The organism is Bacteroides sp. D1, assembly GCF_000157095.2.
Classification (GTDB): domain Bacteria; phylum Bacteroidota; class Bacteroidia; order Bacteroidales; family Bacteroidaceae; genus Bacteroides; species Bacteroides xylanisolvens.
This window is the reverse complement of record NZ_JH114339.1, coordinates 223,392-241,604: the sequence shown is the minus strand read 5'-3', so window position 1 is coordinate 241,604 and position 18,213 is coordinate 223,392. Positions and strand designations below refer to the sequence as shown.

Below are 18,213 nucleotides of genomic sequence, written 5' to 3'. Positions count from 1 at the left end.
GAAGACAACAAAGAAATCTTCACTCTTTTTAGTTCTTTCGCTGGCAAACTTACAAGCAAGCACCGCACTAGTATAGCCCAAGAACACCGGCAAACACAAATCATCCGGTTCATATTAAGCCGTAAGGGAGACATACTTCATTCCGAATCAACTAACGATAAAACTCCCGAAGGTCCGGAAATAGTTTTCATCTACCCCATCGCCTCCGAATCGAAATAAAGCACTATCTTTGCAAAGTGTAAACTTAAACGCTTAATTATGTATACCAACAAACAGATTTGGAGTGTCAGTTACCCGATACTACTAAGCTTGCTGGCACAAAATGTCATCAATGTCACCGACACAGCATTCCTCGGACACGTGAGTGAGGTAGCTCTTGGAGCATCGGCTATGGGCGGGTTATTTTATATATGTGTATTCACCATCGCATTCGGATTCAGTACCGGTTCGCAGATTGTCATAGCGCGACGCAATGGCGAAGGCCGCTATTCAGATGTCGGCCCTGTCATGATTCAGGGAGTCATGTTCCTGTTCGTGATGGCACTGCTGCTATTTGGATTCACCAAGGCATTCGGTGGAAACATCATGCGTTTGCTAGTTTCTTCAGAATCCATCTACGAAGGAACAATGGAGTTTCTGGACTGGCGTATTTACGGATTCTTTTTCTCTTTTATCAATGTCATGTTCCGGGCATTGTACATCGGCATTACACGCACTAAAGTGCTAACCATCAATGCCATTGTCATGGCATTAACCAATGTCGTACTGGACTATGCATTAATCTTCGGAAAGTTCGGTTTGCCGGAAATGGGTATCAAAGGGGCTGCTATTGCTTCCGTATTGGCAGAAGCCTCCTCCATTCTCTTTTTCGTCATCTATACGTATGCCACGGTCGATTTAAAGAAATACGGTATGAACCGCCTGCGCACATTCGACCCTGCATTGCTGATGCGGATCCTTAGTATCTCCTGCTTCACCATGCTGCAATATTTCCTGTCGATGGCTACCTGGTTTGTTTTCTTCGTAGCCGTAGAACGGTTGGGACAACGGGAACTGGCAATTGCCAATATCGTCCGAAGTATTTATGTCGTATTGTTGATTCCGGTCAACGCACTGGCTACGACTACCAACAGTCTTGTCAGCAATGCTATTGGTGCAGGAGGCATCCAGCACGTGATGCCGCTCATTAATAAAATTGCGCGTTTCTCCTTTTTCATCATGCTGGGGTTAGTAGCGGTATCGGCACTGTTTCCGCAGTTCCTGCTCTCTATCTACACCAGTGAAGCCGCACTCATTACGGAGTCCGTACCTTCGGTATATGTAATTTGTTTTGCCATGCTTATCGCATCCGTAGCCAATGTAGTGTTCAACGGTATCTCCGGAACAGGAAATACACAGGCAGCCCTGTTGCTCGAAACGATTACAATTATCATCTACGGATCATACATCATTTTCATCGGAATGTGGCTGAAAGCACCGATCGAAATTTGCTTTACGATTGAGATTGTGTATTATAGCTTGCTGTTGATAACAAGTTATATTTATCTCAAAAAAGCAAAATGGCAGAATAAAAAGATATAAATACAAGAGATTTTTGTACATTTGCAAGCTCAAATAAAGAGTAGACGGAAAAGTCCCTCTTTCGCCCAAGTAAATTGTAATTAGTAATTCGTAATTAAATAACTATGTTCGATAATTTAAGTGAAAGACTAGAACGGTCATTCAAGATTCTGAAAGGTGAAGGCAAAATCACCGAAATCAACGTGGCGGAGACGCTGAAAGACGTACGTAAAGCACTTCTCGACGCCGACGTAAACTACAAGGTGGCAAAGAATTTCACGGATACAGTGAAAGAAAAAGCTCTTGGCCAGAACGTGCTTACGGCTGTGAAGCCAAGCCAGTTGATGGTGAAAATCGTACATGATGAACTTACACAGTTGATGGGTGGAGAGACAGCCGAGATCAATATCGACGCCCGTCCGGCAGTCATCCTGATGTCAGGTTTGCAAGGTTCGGGTAAGACCACCTTCTCCGGTAAGTTGGCACGGATGCTGAAAACCAAGAAAAACCGTAAGCCATTACTGGTGGCTTGTGACGTTTACCGTCCGGCAGCTATCGAACAGTTGCGCGTATTGGCAGAACAAATCGAAGTACCGATGTACTGCGAACTGGACAGCAAGAATCCGGTAGAAATCGCACAACACGCTATTCAGGAAGCTAAAGCCAAAGGATATGACCTCGTTATCGTCGATACAGCCGGACGTCTGGCAGTAGACGAACAGATGATGAACGAGATCGCCGCTATCAAAGAAGCAATCAACCCGAACGAAATTCTGTTCGTGGTAGACTCTATGACCGGTCAGGATGCTGTAAACACGGCTAAAGAATTCAACGAACGTCTGGACTTCAACGGTGTGGTACTGACCAAACTTGATGGTGATACCCGCGGTGGTGCGGCTCTTTCTATCCGTTCGGTAGTGAACAAACCGATCAAATTTGTTGGTACAGGTGAAAAGCTGGAAGCAATCGACCAATTCCACCCTGCCCGTATGGCCGACCGTATTCTCGGTATGGGTGACATCGTTTCATTGGTAGAACGTGCACAGGAACAATATGATGAAGAAGAGGCTAAACGTTTACAAAAGAAAATTGCCAAGAACCAATTCGACTTCAATGACTTCCTTAGCCAGATTGCACAAATCAAGAAAATGGGTAATCTGAAAGACCTTGCCTCCATGATTCCGGGAGTAGGAAAGGCAATCAAAGATATTGATATTGACGACAATGCTTTCAAAAGCATCGAAGCTATCATCTATTCCATGACTCCGGCAGAACGTTCCAACCCGGAAATACTGAACGGATCACGTCGTACACGTATCGCAAAAGGTAGCGGAACGACTATTCAGGAAGTAAACCGCCTGCTGAAACAGTTCGACCAGACTCGCAAAATGATGAAGATGGTAACTAGCAGCAAGATGGGTAAGATGATGCCTAAAATGAAAAGATAATCATTCAATAGATCCAAACTGATTATAACAAAAAAGAGGAAGTTTCGACTTCCTCTTTTTTTGTATCCGGAAGCCTACGGTAGAAAGTAGTTTCTCCACTAACAAACTGATAATATACTGCTCATCTCCTGACAAAAATTCCAATCCTTTTGGAGAGTTCAGTTATTTATTTTACTTTTGCCCATCACCAATAAATACCCTGAAAATATGACTCTGATAGACGGAAAAGCCATTTCCGAACAAGTGAAACAAGAGATTGCAGCCGAAGTAGCCGAAATTGTGGCTCGTGGCGGAAAACGCCCGCATCTGGCGGCTATCCTTGTTGGACACGATGGTGGTAGCGAAACGTATGTAGCTGCCAAAGTAAAAGCCTGTGAAGTATGTGGATTCAAGTCCTCCCTCATCCGTTATGAAAGTGACGTGACCGAAGAAGAACTGCTTGCCAAAGTACGCGAACTGAATGAAGACGACGATGTAGACGGCTTTATCGTACAACTTCCCTTACCTAAACATATCTCCGAACAGAAAGTAATCGAAACGATTGATTACCGTAAAGATGTAGACGGCTTCCACCCAATCAACGTAGGCCGTATGTCCATCGGACTTCCGTGCTATGTATCCGCTACTCCCAACGGTATCCTCGAATTGTTGAAACGTTACGAAATAGAGACTTCCGGCAAAAAATGTGTTGTACTCGGACGTAGCAATATCGTCGGCAAACCGATGGCTGCCCTGATGATGCAGAAAGCCTATCCGGGCGATGCCACGGTGACGGTATGCCACAGCCGCAGCAAAGACCTGATAAAAGAATGTCAGGAAGCTGATATTATCATCGCTGCCCTGGGACAACCCAACTTTGTAAAAGCCGAAATGGTGAAAGAAGGTGCGGTAGTTATCGATGTAGGTACTACGCGTGTGCCGGATGCAACCAAGAAATCAGGCTTCAAACTGACTGGTGACGTGAAGTTTGACGAAGTTGCCCCAAAATGTTCCTTTATCACTCCCGTACCGGGCGGTGTTGGACCGATGACGATTGTATCGTTAATGAAAAATACACTCTTAGCTGGCAAGAAAGCCATTTATCAATGAAACATAGCTTGTTTCTGATGATTTTACTTCTCTCTTTGTCCTGCACCTCCCGGTCGCAGGCAAAGAGAGATTCTATCATCGATACCCTGTCGGACAGCCTTTCCGCAACCGACAGTATTTCCCCCACTGATACCCTACGACTCCTTTTCGTAGGTGACCTCATGCAGCATCAAGGACAAATCAACGCTGCACGGACCTCAACCGGCTATGATTACTCCACCTGTTTTACGTACGTTAAAGAAGAAATAGGGAGAGCCGATCTCGCTATCGCCAATCTGGAAGTTACGTTAGGAGGCAAACCCTACAAAGGTTATCCTGCTTTCAGCGCACCGGACGAATTTCTGACCGCAATTCATGACGCAGGTTTCAATGTTTTAGTGACTGCCAACAATCATAGTCTCGACCGTGGCAAATCCGGACTGGAGCGTACCATTCAACTTATCGACTCGTTGAAAATTCCACATGCAGGCACGTATATCAACACCGAAGAACGCGACAAGAAATACCCTCTTTTATTGGAAAAGAACGGGTTCCGCATCGCCCTGCTCAACTATACGTATGGCACAAACGGTATCCCCGTTACTCCTCCCAATATCGTGAACTATATTGATACAACAGTTATCGCCAAAGATATTGAAGAGAGCAAAGCAATGAAACCGGACGCAATCATAGCTTGTATGCATTGGGGAATCGAATACCAGTCGCTCCCGGACAAAGAGCAGAAATTCCTTGCTGACTGGCTGATTCAAAAAGGAGTAAATCATGTCATCGGCTCCCACCCTCACGTAGTTCAACCCATCGAAGTTCGCACAGACAGCGTGACAAACGACAAACATCTCGTAGTCTATTCACTGGGAAATTATATTTCCAATATGTCCGCCCGCCGCACCGATGGTGGACTGATGGTAAGAATGGAATTAGTAAAAGACAGCACAGTCCGTCTCAATAATTGCGAGTATAGTTTAGTCTGGACAGCCCGCCCCATTCAGTCCGGAAAAAAAAATCATCAATTACTCCCCGTCAACCTACCTGCTGATTCAATTCCTTTACAAGCACGTAACTCTCTGAAGATCTTCACAAATGATGCTCGAACCCTTTTCAACAAGCACAATCAGGGAATAAAAGAATATACTTTTTACAAAAAAAAGTAGTGAAATCTTTTGGAGATTAAAAGATAATATCTATCTTTGCACCGCGTTAGAGAAACGCAGACATGGTGGCTGTAGTTCAGTTGGTTAGAGCGTCAGATTGTGGTTCTGAATGTCGTGGGTTCGAGTCCCATCTGCCACCCCCAAAGAAACCCTTGTAAGTTAAGTACTTATGAGGGTTTTCTTTTTGTTGGTAGAATATCATTCAAGTGCTAAAGTTTTTCCTACTATAAAGTTGAAAAACATAAAAGCATCTGCCACCTGCAACGAAAAGCGTGTAATACACTAGTTAATAAATAGTTGGAACGTTGCAGATACCTGTGGCAGATAGGTTGCAGATAAAGTATCTGCAACACGTTATATAATCAAAGAAAAAGCCTTGATTCCTTGATGCAAAGCTATGGGATAATTGGGATCACTCTATGGAGAATTTGTGGTGTCTCTACGGGGAAACGACAGTATCCTTACGTAGAAACTGTAGTGTCCCGCCTTAGAAACTCTCGTTTCCTGCCGTGGAAACTGTAATTTCTAATGCAGGAAACGACAGTTCCCCGCCTGGAAACGGGAAGTCAATGTATACAATAAACTTTTGCACTCATGGAGAATTAGCTTATGTAAGGTTTATACTGTGTTGCAGATACTTTATCTGCAACCTATCTGCCGCAGGTATCTGCAACGCTCCAACTATTTATCAACTAGTACATTACACGCTTTTCGTTGCAGGTGGCAGATGTTTTCATGTTTTTTCAACTTTATGGTAGGAGGATTACGCATCAAAATTAGGGTCACAACCATAAGTCATAAAACAAATTCACCTCTGTGCCCTCCGTGTCCTCTGTGGTGAAAAGAATCAAAAACGTGCAAGAATGAATCTATTTTAAGAATGTGATTGCCCCAAATCACTCCCCTTAATTTTCGGACTGCTCCCTTTTTTCTTTTATCTGTTTTACATTTATGTAGCAAAACTAAACTATCCCATTATCCATTTCGCAGCCTTAGGCAGCACTTTGTAAAATAATGCAACTATACACCACGATACGATAAACACAAATAAAGCTGTCGCTGGAATACGCATGAATATAGGTAAATCAATTCTGTCAATCGCTAAATAACCTATTCCTACAGCAAAATAATGTACCATATAGATGCCCAGTCCACATTTTGTTATATTCTTTAAGGCTGATATAATTAAGGGAGACGTTACCTTTACTTTTTGAATTAATAAATACCAGGCAACCGTCATTAAAAAGACATTGGGCGAACAGTATAAAAAGAATAATTCCATTTGGCGCTCTGTAATATCAGGTTGTGAAGTCATATTCCTGAATCCATAATACGTTATGGCATAACCGACACTAAAAAGAATGAGAGATAAAACAACAGTCTTTTTCACTGACAACTTGTTTCTGTCTTTCAAATAATAGCCTAAAAGCAGATAACCGCTAAAACCTAAAAAATAATATAAAGTGCCATAGTCATTCCAAGCACAAGTACCTCCTATATAGCTGGATATATATTCTTGGCAATAAGGCAGAAATAATGTGATAAACCAAACGAATAAGAATATTTTCATTTGTTTCTCTGTTGCTTGTTTCAGCCATGCAGAAAAAAAAGGCATATACAAATATAATCCTATCAACATATATATGTACCATAAAGGAACTGTATATGTATTGAAGTTAAAAGGAATCATAAGAATATTATGCAAGCAACTATCCCAAGTTTGGCTTGGAGACTCTCCTGCATACGCAAACATTTCAGACAAAACAGAATTATTCAGCCCTAAAATACCCGTAAACCACGGAAACAAGTTATATAATAAAGACCATACAATAAAAGGGACTATTACACGAAGCATCCTTTTTTTATAAAATTGTCCGATTCCCTGTTCTACCGGTAATAATAACATTCCTGTCAGCATCACAAACAACGGTACGCACGGACGCAAGAAAGCTCCATAAATACTCCCCCATAAGTTATACTCCGGATTTAAACGAGCTTCAGGAGAAACATTGAAAGGGTCTGAACAATGGATACAGATGACCATTAAAATGGCTATCACACGAATTAAATCAGCCCATACTATATGATTCACATTTTTCATTTGGTATTCAATTTTTTCAATTGCAAAGTTAGGACAATGGTATGACATTTTTTTTAAACTACTTAAAAAAGCAGAATAAAGCAATGCGAAGGAAGGGAAACGAAACAACCCTATTATTTAATCTTGTTCCTCAAATGGCACAACGTAACTTGAGAGATGCCTAAAAAAGATGCAATATAACCCAAATTTACTCTTTGGAAGAGATCCGGACGTGTTTGCAACAATTCTATATATCGTTCTTCCGCTGACTTATACAGTCTTGAAATTAAACGCTTTTCATTCATTATAAAAGCCTCTTGATGCAAAATCCTTGACCAGTTCGCTATTTCTATATTAGTCTGATACAGCTTTTCCAAATCTTTTATCGGCACGGCATATAATACCGTATTTTCCAATAACTGAACAACTTCATATTCGTACCCTTGTTGGTTCCCATAAAAATTGTTCGTCGAAAAAACGATATCTCCTTCTGTACTAAACCATGAGGTGAGTTCTTTGTCGTTAATTACACAATATGAGCGTGCTATACCTTTTTCAATGAAATAAAAGTTTTTATCATTCTGGAAAGAGGACGTTAGGATATGTTTTTTGGGCAGTTCCAATAAAGAGCTATGAGCAAACAGTTCATTTATGGAACTATTGCTCATGTTTGACTTGGCTTTAAGTGAGTTTATCGTATTACGCATCATTTGACTTTCACAACGCTTATTTACTCTTTCCTGTTTTTTTATTAAGCGGCTACAAAAATACAAAAATGCTCCTATAATAAATAAACAAGCTGCATTTTTATATATCGCCCAGATTAACATTTATGGATTGCTCCCCTTGCCTTTCCGTTGTTGTTTCATGACTGGGTATCCATACTTTTCTGCCATAATCTGCCGATTTTATTCGATTATCCCAATGATATTCTTTATATTTGTATAGTATTCGCACTAAAACAAAGTACATCATGGAAAATGAAAAGAAATTAACCCGTTCTTCCAACCGAATGATCGCAGGCGTATGCGCCGGAATAGCCGAATATTTCGGATGGGATCCTACCTTATTAAGAATAGTGTATATACTGGCTACATTCTTCACTGCTTTCGCCGGAGTAATCATATATATAATCCTGTGGATTGTCATGCCGGGAAAAAGACCTTCAGACGGATACGAAGACCGTATGAATCAACGTTTACATTAAATTAAAAGTATAGACCATATTTTCATACCAGTATCCGATATAGATAAAAGCCTTCGTTCCTGGAAGATGGTAATCCGATAGAAATAAGTACATTAGTATAGCTCCAGTCCGAACTCATCTTTCAGCTGCATCAACGCTTGATTCTTTTGAGCCATCATCTGGAATTTCTCGACACGTCCCACAGGACGTATTGTTTCCGTTGCCTCACTTACCCGCACTGTCATCACCACTTTGCTGTTTTTCAGCCTACCACGAAGATAACTCTGCAATTCAGGAATCAAAGCTGTAAAATCCTTTGCAGCAAACTCATTATCAACCACCACTTCAAAAGTCGTTGAGTTATTAAGCAATACCGGACGGAGCATCTGCATACGTTTAGTAAGAGCATCCTGTTCTTTCGGCAACTGACCGGCATATTCCTGCCAGTAATAATTCAAATCCCGATCATTGAAAATAAAATCTTCTTCCGGTTGCTGTACTCTGGGAACATGAGTGGTAACTGTATTCTGCGTTGTCTGATCGCGCTGCGGATTCTTGATAGACACGCCCAAACTAGACATCTTCATCACCGGAATTTTCCGTTCTTCCTTGACAGTCGGGGCAACTCCCGCTCCTTGCGACGGAGCAGACGAAGCCGCACCAGAAGAAGCTGATGCTCCCGGTTGCACTGCTGCAGATGCTTGCGGATGCCGGGCAGTAGTGCCATTAACAGCCTGTGTTGTTACTGAAGACGGAGACGTATGAAGGGAAGCCTGCTGAACCTGGGTTGCAGAAGTGACCTGCGGCTGCTGAGCTGCGGCAGGCTGTGTGAATATGGGTTTTATGGTCTTCGTAGGGCCACGCCCACCACTCACGTCATCCCCCTCGGTGGTAAGCTGTGCAACCTGTATCAAGGTCAGTTCTACCAGCAAACGCTTATTTTTGCTGATGCGGTAATTCAAATCACACTCATTACAAAGCTTCATAGCCCGGTACAAGAAAGGTAACGGACATTTCTGCGCCTGTTCCTGATAGCGTTGACGTATGCTCGCTCCCACTTCCAGTAGAGGCAATGTCACCGGGTCTTTTCCAACCAACAGGTCACGGAAATGAGACGATAATCCGGTAATAAAATGACTTCCGTCAAAGCCTTTATTCAATATATCATTGAAAAGCAACAAAGCATCACTTACCTTGTTTTCGAGGAAACAATCCGTCAGGCGGAAATAATATTCATAATCAAGAACGTTCAGATTATCAATCACACTCTTATAGGTGATATTTCCTCCGGTGAAACTTACAACCTGATCGAAGATAGACAAAGCATCACGCATACCACCGTCTGCCTTCATAGCTATCACGTTCAGTGCTTCCGGCTCCGCCGTGATTCCTTCTTTCGAAGCAACATACGACAGATGATTCACCGTATCTTCCACGCTTATCCGGTTAAAGTCATAAATCTGACAACGGGAAAGAATGGTAGGGAGAATCTTATGCTTCTCCGTCGTAGCCAGGATAAAGATAGCATGACGGGGAGGTTCTTCCAGCGTTTTCAGGAACGCATTGAAAGCAGATGCCGAAAGCATGTGCACCTCGTCGATGATATATACCTTATATTTACCAATCTGCGGCGGGATGCGTACTTGCTCCACCAACTGGCGAATGTCATCTACCGAGTTGTTGGAAGCAGCATCGAGTTCGTGAATATTGTATGATCGCTGTTCGTTGAAAGCTACACATGACTCACACTGATTACAAGCCTCTCCGTCGGCAGTAGGCGTCATACAATTGATGGTTTTGGCAAAGATACGCGCACAAGTGGTCTTTCCTACCCCACGTGGTCCGCAAAACAAATAAGCATGAGCCAGCTTTTGGGTAGCAATTGCATTTTTCAGCGTAGTAGTCAACGCCCGCTGTCCTACCACCGATTCGAACGTGGACGGACGGTACTTACGGGCTGAAACAATATAGTTTTCCATATCCGGGATTCTCTCTGTTTTTTTTGAATTTTCGCTTACTCTGCAAAAACAGTGCAAATGAGAGCAGAGTCAAGCTAGCTTGAACTATGCCGAGTGAAGCCTGTTTTCGCTTACTCTGCAAATGTACACAAAAAAAGTGAGATGTAATAAGGGATAAAGAGAGAAGTTTTGAAGCTAAAGCGATAAGTTTTTAAGTTATTAGTTTTATCTTTGCGGATATTAAAAGGAGAAATTATGGGTAAACTAATCAGTATCTGGAGTTTCATACGCAGACGAAAGTATCTCATTACGGTCGTTGCGTTTGCTGTTATCATTGGCTTTCTGGACGAGAACAGCCTGGTTCGTCGTTTCGGATATGAACGGGAGATTAGCCAGTTGAAAGAAGAGATAGAAAAGTACCGGGCAGATTACGAAGAGAATACCAAGCGTCTCAACGAAATAACGACCAATCCGGACGCCATCGAGCAAATCGCCCGTGAAAAGTATCTGATGAAGAAACCCAACGAAGATATTTACGTTTTTGAAGATTAAAGAATGAAACAATTAGTACCCGCCCTTTTCGTCGTAGGCGCTATCATGGCTCTCACCGGAGCTGCTGTATTTATCACCGGATGGATCTATGCTCCTTACATATATACTATCGGAGCCGGACTTTTCGCTTTGGCACAAGTGAACACGCCTGTCAAAGGAAAAGGAAAAACACTGAAACGCCTACGCGTTCAGCAGATATTCGGAGCATTGGCGCTGATCCTGACTGGAGCCTTTATGTTTACCACCCGAGGCAATGAATGGATTGCCTGCCTCACGATTGCTGCTATCCTCGAACTTTACACTGCTTTCCGTATTCCGCAGGAAGAAGAAAAAGAAAGGGCATAAAAAAACCTGCCCATAGCTTCGCAGTCTTGAACAGGTGGAAAATTAAACAAAAAATATATTATGGCGTTCCGTCCTTTTTATTAAAAAACGAAACGCTTTCTATTCATTATTATTTCTTCACTGGTGAATATCTTGCATTCAACCCATCAACAATTTCTTTTGTGATATTAAAAGCGCTGTCAGCATAAAGCAGGTTATCAAACCCAGTGTTGCTGAAAATCAGGCTATATCCGTGAGTCTTATTATATTCTTTCAGGAAAGCGTTGATAGAATCGCGGAACTGCAAGCTGTTCTTGTTGTTCTCTTCCATCAAACCATTCTGAAGTTTGTTGCTCAACTCTTGCAAATCTTGTTCCAACTTCACCAGACGGTTGTATTCTTGCTGCGCTCTATCTTGTGACAGGAAAGCATTGTTTTCTACTTTCTTCTGGAAATCTTGTTTTTCCTTGTTCAAAGAGGTAGCCTTCTGATTCAATGTCATGCGAACGTTCTCGCTCTTCTTTACCATCGCCTCATTCAAGTCAATACAGAAATTGTATTTGGCAAGCAGCGTATCTATTTCAACATAGGCAATTTTCATTCCTGACAGTTCGGCATTAGCCTGTGCCGGAGTACTTGTAGTTTGATTGTCAGTTTTGCCAGCACATTGTGAAAATAAAACGATAAACGCAAGAGCAGCCAAACCGTTCATGAGGTAGTTCATTCTATTCATAATTAATAAGTATTGTTTTTAATAAATTTAATTCATACTATCGTTCAAGGCTTTTTCCAACTCATCAATAGAAAAACGTGGTTTCTTTTGTGCTTCGCGATCCTGCGACTGTGCGCATCCGATTCCTTTCTGACGCAACGTTTTATTCCCGCTCACATGACCATTTGGGAATTTTCCACCCTTCGTAAAGAATACTTTCACCCCTAATAATACCAGGGAAATAGCAACTATTAACAAAGTTATCAGTATAGTCTCAACCATTTCTATTAATTTTGTGAGTGCAAAGATAGGCTTTAATGAGATATGAGTTCAGATAAGTCAATCAAATTAACCATATTTAGCAATAGAAGAAGCGAAAACAGCCCTTCTATTCCTATTATAAAATAAAAACAGCATGGAAAAAAAAGACTTAAAGCCGGCTGGCGTATTCAAGTATTTCGAAGAAATCTGCCAAGTGCCACGCCCTTCAAAGAAGGAAGAGAAAATGATTGTCTACCTAAAGGCATTCGGAGCAAAACATAACCTGGAAACCAAGGTGGACGAAGCTGGCAACGTATTGATTAAAAAACCCGCTACTCCGGGAAAGGAAAATCTTCAAACCGTCGTATTGCAATCACATATCGACATGGTGTGCGAAAAGAACAATGACGTTCAACATGACTTCCTCACCGATCCCATCGAAACGGAAATTGACGGTGAATGGCTGAAAGCCAAAGGCACTACCCTCGGAGCCGACAACGGTATCGGTGTAGCTACCGAACTGGCTATTCTGGCTGACGACAGCATTGAACATGGTCCGTTGGAATGTCTGTTTACCGTAGACGAAGAAACGGGGCTTACCGGAGCTTTCGCCCTGCAGGAAGGTTTTATGAGCGGTGATATTCTTCTGAACCTCGATTCGGAAGATGAAGGGGAAATCTTTATCGGCTGTGCCGGAGGCATTGACTCCGTTGCAGAATTTACTTATAAGGAGGTAGAAATTCCTGCCGGATATTTTTTCTTCAAAGTGGAAGTGAAAGGTTTGAAAGGCGGTCACTCCGGTGGTGATATTCATTTGGGACGAGGAAATGCCAACAAAATACTGAACCGTTTCCTTTCCCGCATGGCTGCCAGACACGATCTGTACCTCTGTGAAATCAACGGTGGTAATCTGCGCAACGCTATTCCCCGCGAGGCATACACTATCTGTGCTGTTCCCGAAGATGCCAAACATGATGTCCGCACCGAACTGAATATCTTCACCAGCGAAATGGAAGACGAATTATCCGTTGTAGAGCCCGACTTAAAGTTGGTTCTCGAATCGGAAACTCCCCGCAAGACGGCTATCGACCAGGATACCACTACCCGTTTATTAAAAGCTCTGTATGCAGCTCCTCACGGTGTATACGCCATGAGCCAGGATATTCCCGGACTGGTGGAAACTTCTACCAACCTGGCATCTGTCAAGATGAAGCCGAATCATGTCATCCGCATTGAAACTAGTCAGCGGAGCTCGATACTATCCGCACGCAACGATATGGCGAACACGGTTCGTGCTGTATTCCAACTGGCGGGAGCCAATGTTACGTTTGGCGAGGGTTATCCGGGATGGAAACCGAATCCCCACTCGGCTATCCTCGAAGTGGCTGTTGAATCTTACAAGCGTCTGTTTGGTGTAGACGCGAAAGTTAAAGCCATCCATGCAGGATTGGAATGTGGTCTGTTCCTTGATAAATATCCAACGCTGGATATGATTTCTTTCGGACCGACACTGACAGGTGTTCACTCTCCTGACGAACGAATGCTTATTCCTACCGTTGAGAAATTCTGGAAACATCTATTGGATATCTTGGCACATGTTCCTGCCAAGAAATAACAGACAGATAAGTCAACATAAAGAAGAGTATGGTAACAGTGAAAAGAGAGTAGCTGTTGCCATGCTCTTTTTTGCAATGAATTTAATAGCTGTAAGTTTCTTTGCTCCTTCTTATGCTATCGCACAAGATTCTCACGAAGGACAAGGCTATCACGACACACAAGTCCCCTCTCAACAAGAAAGAATCCCTTTCCGCGTTGTAAGTTGGAACATAGAAAACCTGTTCGACACTCGTCATGATAGTTTAAAAAACGATCACGAATTTCTTCCCAACGCGATGCGTCATTGGAATTATAGCAGATATAAGAAAAAGCTGGTTGACGTTGCCCGTGTAATTACGGCGATTGGTGAATGGAGTCCGCCTGCATTAGTCGGATTATGTGAAGTAGAAAATGATACAGTGCTTCGTGACCTGACCCGCCGTTCTCCTTTAAAAGAGCTTAGTTATCGTTATGTAATGACCAACTCCCCTGATTTAAGAGGAATTGACGTAGCCTTGCTTTATCAACGGGATTTATTCAAACTATTATCTTCCCGTTCCATTTCCATCCCTCCGTTGAAGCAATACCGCCCGACAAGAGATTTGCTACACGTCAGCGGACTTCTACTGACGGGAGATACGCTCGACGTATTTGTCTGCCACCTCCCCAGCCGTTCGGGTGGAGCCAAAGAATCGGAACCCTATCGCTTATATGCAGCTCACATTCTACGTATGGAAGTTGATAGCATTATGAACATTCGTTCTCTTCCGCAAGTCATTATTATGGGAGATTTCAACGATTACCCGACCAATCAATCTATTCAGAAAATATTGGAAGCTGAAGCACCTCCTGTTACTACCAATAATCTAGCCTCAACAACCGGCTCCACCAACTTCTCAACAGTTGCCCCCTCCTCATTAAAACTATATCACCTACTCGCCCGGAAAGCTAAATCAAAAGACTTCGGTTCTTACAAATATCGTGGTGAATGGGGATTACTCGATCACTTGATTGTATCAGGCACTCTATTAAATCAATCAAATCACTTTTTCACCAGCGAAGAAAAAGCAAATGTATGCCTTCTCCCCTTTTTACTGAAAGATGACGAAAAATATGGTGATAAAGAACCTTTCCGCACTTATAAGGGGATGAAGTATCAAGGCGGTGTCAGCGACCATTTACCTATTTATGCAGACTTCGAGCTGATTTTATATTAATAAAGTACCGTCTCGTTAGTTCTTTCTATAATAATGAATGAACAACAAATATATCTTGGAAAATAATTATGATATTTCTCATACGATAGAAACTTCTTCCCAGTCTTCTACTGTCCGTGTGACAGATGAGAAGTTCACTCCGATGCAAATCACTTTTCGTTTGTCTGCCAAATAAGGCTTGGCGTAGCCAGTCTTCTCTATTTGTTCCAGAGCTTCCTGTGCTGTTCCATCCATTTTGAATTCAAAGATATAGACGTAATCCTCCATCTCCAGCGTACAATCCACCCGTCCGTAGCTTTGGCGGTCCTCGCAATGGATGGCGGTGCAATATACGCCTATCAGTCGAAGCAATAGATAAAAAGTGTATTGAAAATGCTTTTCTGTTATATCTATATCTTTCAACGAGCCGTGGGAGTCATAGGGAATACTTGCCAAAAAAGAGGTGAGGGAACGGCGGAACGCATCTGTATCACCGCGTTCAAGGTCCATCACGGCATCTGTTATCCAACTCGTCACTTCTTTACTCTTCGGCTTCATATAATTGGCTGCTAATACAGACAAGAATCCCTTCCGTACTTCGTTGTTTGGGAAATCGAGCAGATAGGTTCCCATTTTTTTATTATATTCCTTGATTGTGAGGTATCCGCTTTGAAAAATCATTGGTAGGGGCTGTTCCACATCCGCTTTGTAGTCTATAAACATAGTTGGGTCGTAGAATTTTCCTGTTAGTTCATTCATCTGTTCGCGACTGTGTTGTAGCAGACGTATCAAATAAGTCGGGGTACCGGTGGCGAACCAGTAGTCACGGATTTCATTCATATCAAAGGCATTAAGTATGCTAAACGGATTATAGATGGCGGCCATGTTCGTACTAAAATGATAGCCATCGTACTGCCGTTTCAACCAGTCCTTCATTTCCTCCACCGTACATTCGTATTTAGTTGCCAATCGCGAGATGGGTTCTGCGAAGTATTTCTCCAATTCTTCCTGAGTGATTCCGCATAGTGATTCGTAGCGTTCATCCATACTAATGTCTTTTGGTTGGTTGAAGCCACTGAACACACTTACTTGCGAAAATTTCGTAACTCCCGTCAACAGTACGAATTTCAAGTATTCGTCAGCTCCTTTGAAGGTGGAATAAAAAGATTTCAGAATTTCCCTGTGATGGTCTTCAAGCAAAAGTTTCTCTCCTACATGGTTGCAGGTGTAAGTTCCGGTATCCAACACATCGAGAATTGGTTTGTCATATTCATCAATCAGTACTACCGCACGCTGCCCTGTCCGTTCATAAGCACGGCGGAGCAGTTCCTTGAAGCGGTCACCTGTGGTAGTATAGTTCAGATTTTTGCCATAGATGTCTTCCCAATTGCCTAAATACCCTTCGATAGTTGCTTCGAGCACTCCCGGTTGGGTGTATGGCCCACCGTTAAAGTCAATGCGGAAAATAGGATATTGCAACCAGTCTTTTTCAAGGTCAGCAATTGCCAGTCCGTCGAAAAGTTCTTTCCGCCCCTGAAAATAACAGGCAAGTGTACTCACCAACAGACTCTTCCCAAAACGACGGGGACGACTCAAGAAATAGATTGAACCCGTTTGCACAAGGTTGTAAACTAAGGCAGTCTTGTCTACATAAACAAAACCGTCTTCACGAAGGCGGTCAAAGCTCTGTATTCCAATAGGATATTTCATCTTTTTATCGGCTTTTTATGAATCACTAGACGAAGATACGTGAAAACAGGCATAAATACAAACGATTCCGGACATTATAAAACGAATTTTGTTATATTAATCCGAATACTGATAAACCTTCAAGTCAAACTTGGGAACCATTGCCAGCAAATGGTCGAAGATGTCCGACTGGATACGTTCGTATTCTTTCCAAACTTTGTTTCGGGAGAAGAAGTAAACTTGAATAGGTACTCCATACATCGTGGCTTCTTTCTGGCTGATAATCAAGTCCAAATCTTGATTCACCACAGGCAAGCTGCACAAATAACGCTCGATATATACACGATAAACCTGGGAATTGGTAGGTACTACACCTTCTTCAGGCTGATAATCCGCCATCAAAGGGATTTCCTTCCGATAACGGTCGAGCATTTCGGGCGTACAGAATTGGAGCGTAGTCAAATCCAGGGTTATATTCTTCATTACCCTTCGTCCTCCTGATTGCACCATTCCCCGCCAGTTCTGGAAAGGGCTGCTGACCAAGGTATAAGGGGGAACGGTAGAAATCGTATTATCGAAATTCTGAATCTTGACTGTATTCAGAGTAATCTCCTGCACTGTGCCATTGGCAGCACCGGAAGGAAGCGTTATCCAGTCGCCCGGACGAACCATATCATTGGCGGAAAGCTGGATCCCCGCCACAAATCCTAGTATGGAATCCTTGAATACCAGCATCAGTATGGCGGCCGAAGCCCCTAATCCCGCAAACAAACTGGCTGGGGACTTATTCACAATAATGGCAATGATAATGATTCCACCGACAAAGAACAGAAGCACCTGCAACACCTGAATGAATCCTTTCATCGGACGGTTCTTCATTGACTCCTTCCCGTCGTAGATATCCATTATCATCAATAGAATCCCATTAATGGCCAACAGCAAAGAAAAGATTATGTAAACGGCACAAGCTTTCTGGGAAATAAGCAATAAGTCCTTGCCACGAATAAAAGCCATTGGCAGTAAAGAATAAACCAGAAAAGCCGGAACCGTATGAATCAGGTTGTGAAACACTTTGCGCTTCATCAGCAACGTATTCCAAAGGTGCGGTTTCCGACGGGTGTACCGCTTCATTCCTCCTATAAGAATCGCCTGGCAGAGATAATTCAGACCGATAGCAATTGCTATCATCAGCACAGCAATAATAGTCTCATCAAAACGGTCGGCAACTGTCGGGTCTATTCCCCAATCTATCAGGATTTTGTTCATCCATTTTCCTAAATCTAGTACAAGCATAACTTCTGTCCTTTTTTATTAATAACAGCAAAAGATTCATTTGGTTTAGAAAAAAAGACTGGCGTCCGATTCACAAGAAATCGGGACTGCCAGTCTTCACTGCTATTCTCTAAGCATA

At 42.6% G+C, this 18,213-nt stretch carries 16 protein-coding genes and 1 tRNA gene; 10 read left to right on the top strand and 7 right to left on the bottom strand.

All coding sequences use genetic code 11. The features are described from left to right. Window positions 1-258 precede the first annotated feature (258 nt). From BSAG_RS13470 to BSAG_RS13490, 5 genes are all read left to right on the top strand, one after another. Window positions 259-1,581, top strand: a complete 1,323-nt coding sequence (locus tag BSAG_RS13470) for an MATE family efflux transporter (protein WP_004312926.1) — start codon at window positions 259-261, stop codon at window positions 1,579-1,581. Window positions 1,582-1,685: 104 nt separating this feature from the next. Next, window positions 1,686-3,008, top strand: a complete 1,323-nt coding sequence (gene ffh / locus BSAG_RS13475) for a signal recognition particle protein (RefSeq protein WP_004312925.1) — start codon at window positions 1,686-1,688, stop codon at window positions 3,006-3,008. Between the two features lie 207 nt (window positions 3,009-3,215). Further along, window positions 3,216-4,097, top strand: a complete 882-nt coding sequence (gene folD, locus BSAG_RS13480; protein ID WP_004312924.1) for a bifunctional methylenetetrahydrofolate dehydrogenase/methenyltetrahydrofolate cyclohydrolase FolD — start codon at window positions 3,216-3,218, stop codon at window positions 4,095-4,097. Next, window positions 4,094-5,248, top strand: coding sequence for a CapA family protein (locus BSAG_RS13485; RefSeq protein WP_004312923.1), 1,155 nt, complete (start codon window positions 4,094-4,096; stop codon window positions 5,246-5,248). Before folD ends, BSAG_RS13485 begins: the two co-directional genes overlap by 4 nt. Window positions 5,249-5,312: 64 nt before the next feature. Beyond that, window positions 5,313-5,391, top strand: a tRNA-His gene (locus tag BSAG_RS13490). A gap of 824 nt (window positions 5,392-6,215) precedes the next feature. Here the strand turns inward: BSAG_RS13490 and BSAG_RS13495 are convergent. After that, complete coding sequence (locus tag BSAG_RS13495) at window positions 6,216-7,397, bottom strand: acyltransferase (protein ID WP_008771475.1); 1,182 nt, start codon at window positions 7,395-7,397, stop codon at window positions 6,216-6,218. Window positions 7,398-7,462: 65 nt separating this feature from the next. After that, window positions 7,463-7,996, bottom strand: coding sequence for a Crp/Fnr family transcriptional regulator (locus BSAG_RS13500; RefSeq protein WP_008645828.1), 534 nt, complete (start codon window positions 7,994-7,996; stop codon window positions 7,463-7,465). A 305-nt stretch (window positions 7,997-8,301) separates the two neighbouring features. Here BSAG_RS13500 and BSAG_RS13505 point away from each other — a divergent pair, with 305 nt between their 5' ends. Next, the gene (locus BSAG_RS13505; RefSeq protein ID WP_004316218.1) at window positions 8,302-8,535 is read left to right on the top strand and encodes a PspC domain-containing protein; all 234 of its coding nucleotides are present in this window, start codon (window positions 8,302-8,304) and stop codon (window positions 8,533-8,535) included. Window positions 8,536-8,627: 92 nt separating this feature from the next. Here BSAG_RS13505 and BSAG_RS13510 read toward each other — a convergent pair whose 3' ends face one another. After that, complete coding sequence (locus tag BSAG_RS13510) at window positions 8,628-10,493, bottom strand: DNA polymerase III subunit gamma/tau (protein WP_004316219.1); 1,866 nt, start codon at window positions 10,491-10,493, stop codon at window positions 8,628-8,630. A 234-nt stretch (window positions 10,494-10,727) separates the two neighbouring features. Here BSAG_RS13510 and BSAG_RS13515 point away from each other — a divergent pair, with 234 nt between their 5' ends. Both BSAG_RS13515 and BSAG_RS13520 read left to right on the top strand, forming a co-directional pair. Then, window positions 10,728-11,024, top strand: coding sequence for an FtsB family cell division protein (locus BSAG_RS13515; protein WP_004316220.1), 297 nt, complete (start codon window positions 10,728-10,730; stop codon window positions 11,022-11,024). A gap of 3 nt (window positions 11,025-11,027) precedes the next feature. Continuing rightward, window positions 11,028-11,369 carry a hypothetical protein gene (locus tag BSAG_RS13520; RefSeq protein WP_004316221.1) on the top strand — a complete coding sequence of 114 codons (342 nt, stop codon included), beginning with the start codon at window positions 11,028-11,030 and terminating at the stop codon, window positions 11,367-11,369. A 109-nt stretch (window positions 11,370-11,478) separates the two neighbouring features. Here BSAG_RS13520 and BSAG_RS13525 read toward each other — a convergent pair whose 3' ends face one another. Both BSAG_RS13525 and BSAG_RS13530 read right to left on the bottom strand, forming a co-directional pair. Further along, on the bottom strand, window positions 11,479-12,081 hold the full coding sequence (locus BSAG_RS13525; RefSeq protein ID WP_008771479.1) for an OmpH family outer membrane protein: 603 nt from the start codon (window positions 12,079-12,081) through the stop codon (window positions 11,479-11,481). A gap of 27 nt (window positions 12,082-12,108) precedes the next feature. Further along, window positions 12,109-12,342 carry a hypothetical protein gene (locus BSAG_RS13530; protein ID WP_008026083.1) on the bottom strand — a complete coding sequence of 78 codons (234 nt, stop codon included), beginning with the start codon at window positions 12,340-12,342 and terminating at the stop codon, window positions 12,109-12,111. A gap of 133 nt (window positions 12,343-12,475) precedes the next feature. Here BSAG_RS13530 and BSAG_RS13535 point away from each other — a divergent pair, with 133 nt between their 5' ends. Both BSAG_RS13535 and BSAG_RS13540 read left to right on the top strand, forming a co-directional pair. Beyond that, window positions 12,476-13,936 (top strand): aminoacyl-histidine dipeptidase, encoded by a 1,461-nt coding sequence (locus tag BSAG_RS13535; RefSeq protein ID WP_004316224.1) that lies wholly within the window; start codon window positions 12,476-12,478, stop codon window positions 13,934-13,936. Then, window positions 13,917-15,134 carry an endonuclease gene (locus BSAG_RS13540; RefSeq protein ID WP_008997465.1) on the top strand — a complete coding sequence of 406 codons (1,218 nt, stop codon included), beginning with the start codon at window positions 13,917-13,919 and terminating at the stop codon, window positions 15,132-15,134. The genes BSAG_RS13535 and BSAG_RS13540 overlap by 20 nt, the downstream gene beginning before the upstream one ends. Window positions 15,135-15,212: 78 nt before the next feature. Here BSAG_RS13540 and BSAG_RS13545 read toward each other — a convergent pair whose 3' ends face one another. Both BSAG_RS13545 and BSAG_RS13550 read right to left on the bottom strand, forming a co-directional pair. Then, window positions 15,213-16,823, bottom strand: coding sequence for an ATP-binding protein (locus BSAG_RS13545; protein WP_004316226.1), 1,611 nt, complete (start codon window positions 16,821-16,823; stop codon window positions 15,213-15,215). 96 nt (window positions 16,824-16,919) lie between these two features. Continuing rightward, window positions 16,920-18,095, bottom strand: a complete 1,176-nt coding sequence (locus BSAG_RS13550; protein ID WP_008017581.1) for a mechanosensitive ion channel family protein — start codon at window positions 18,093-18,095, stop codon at window positions 16,920-16,922. Window positions 18,096-18,213: the final 118 nt, after the last annotated feature.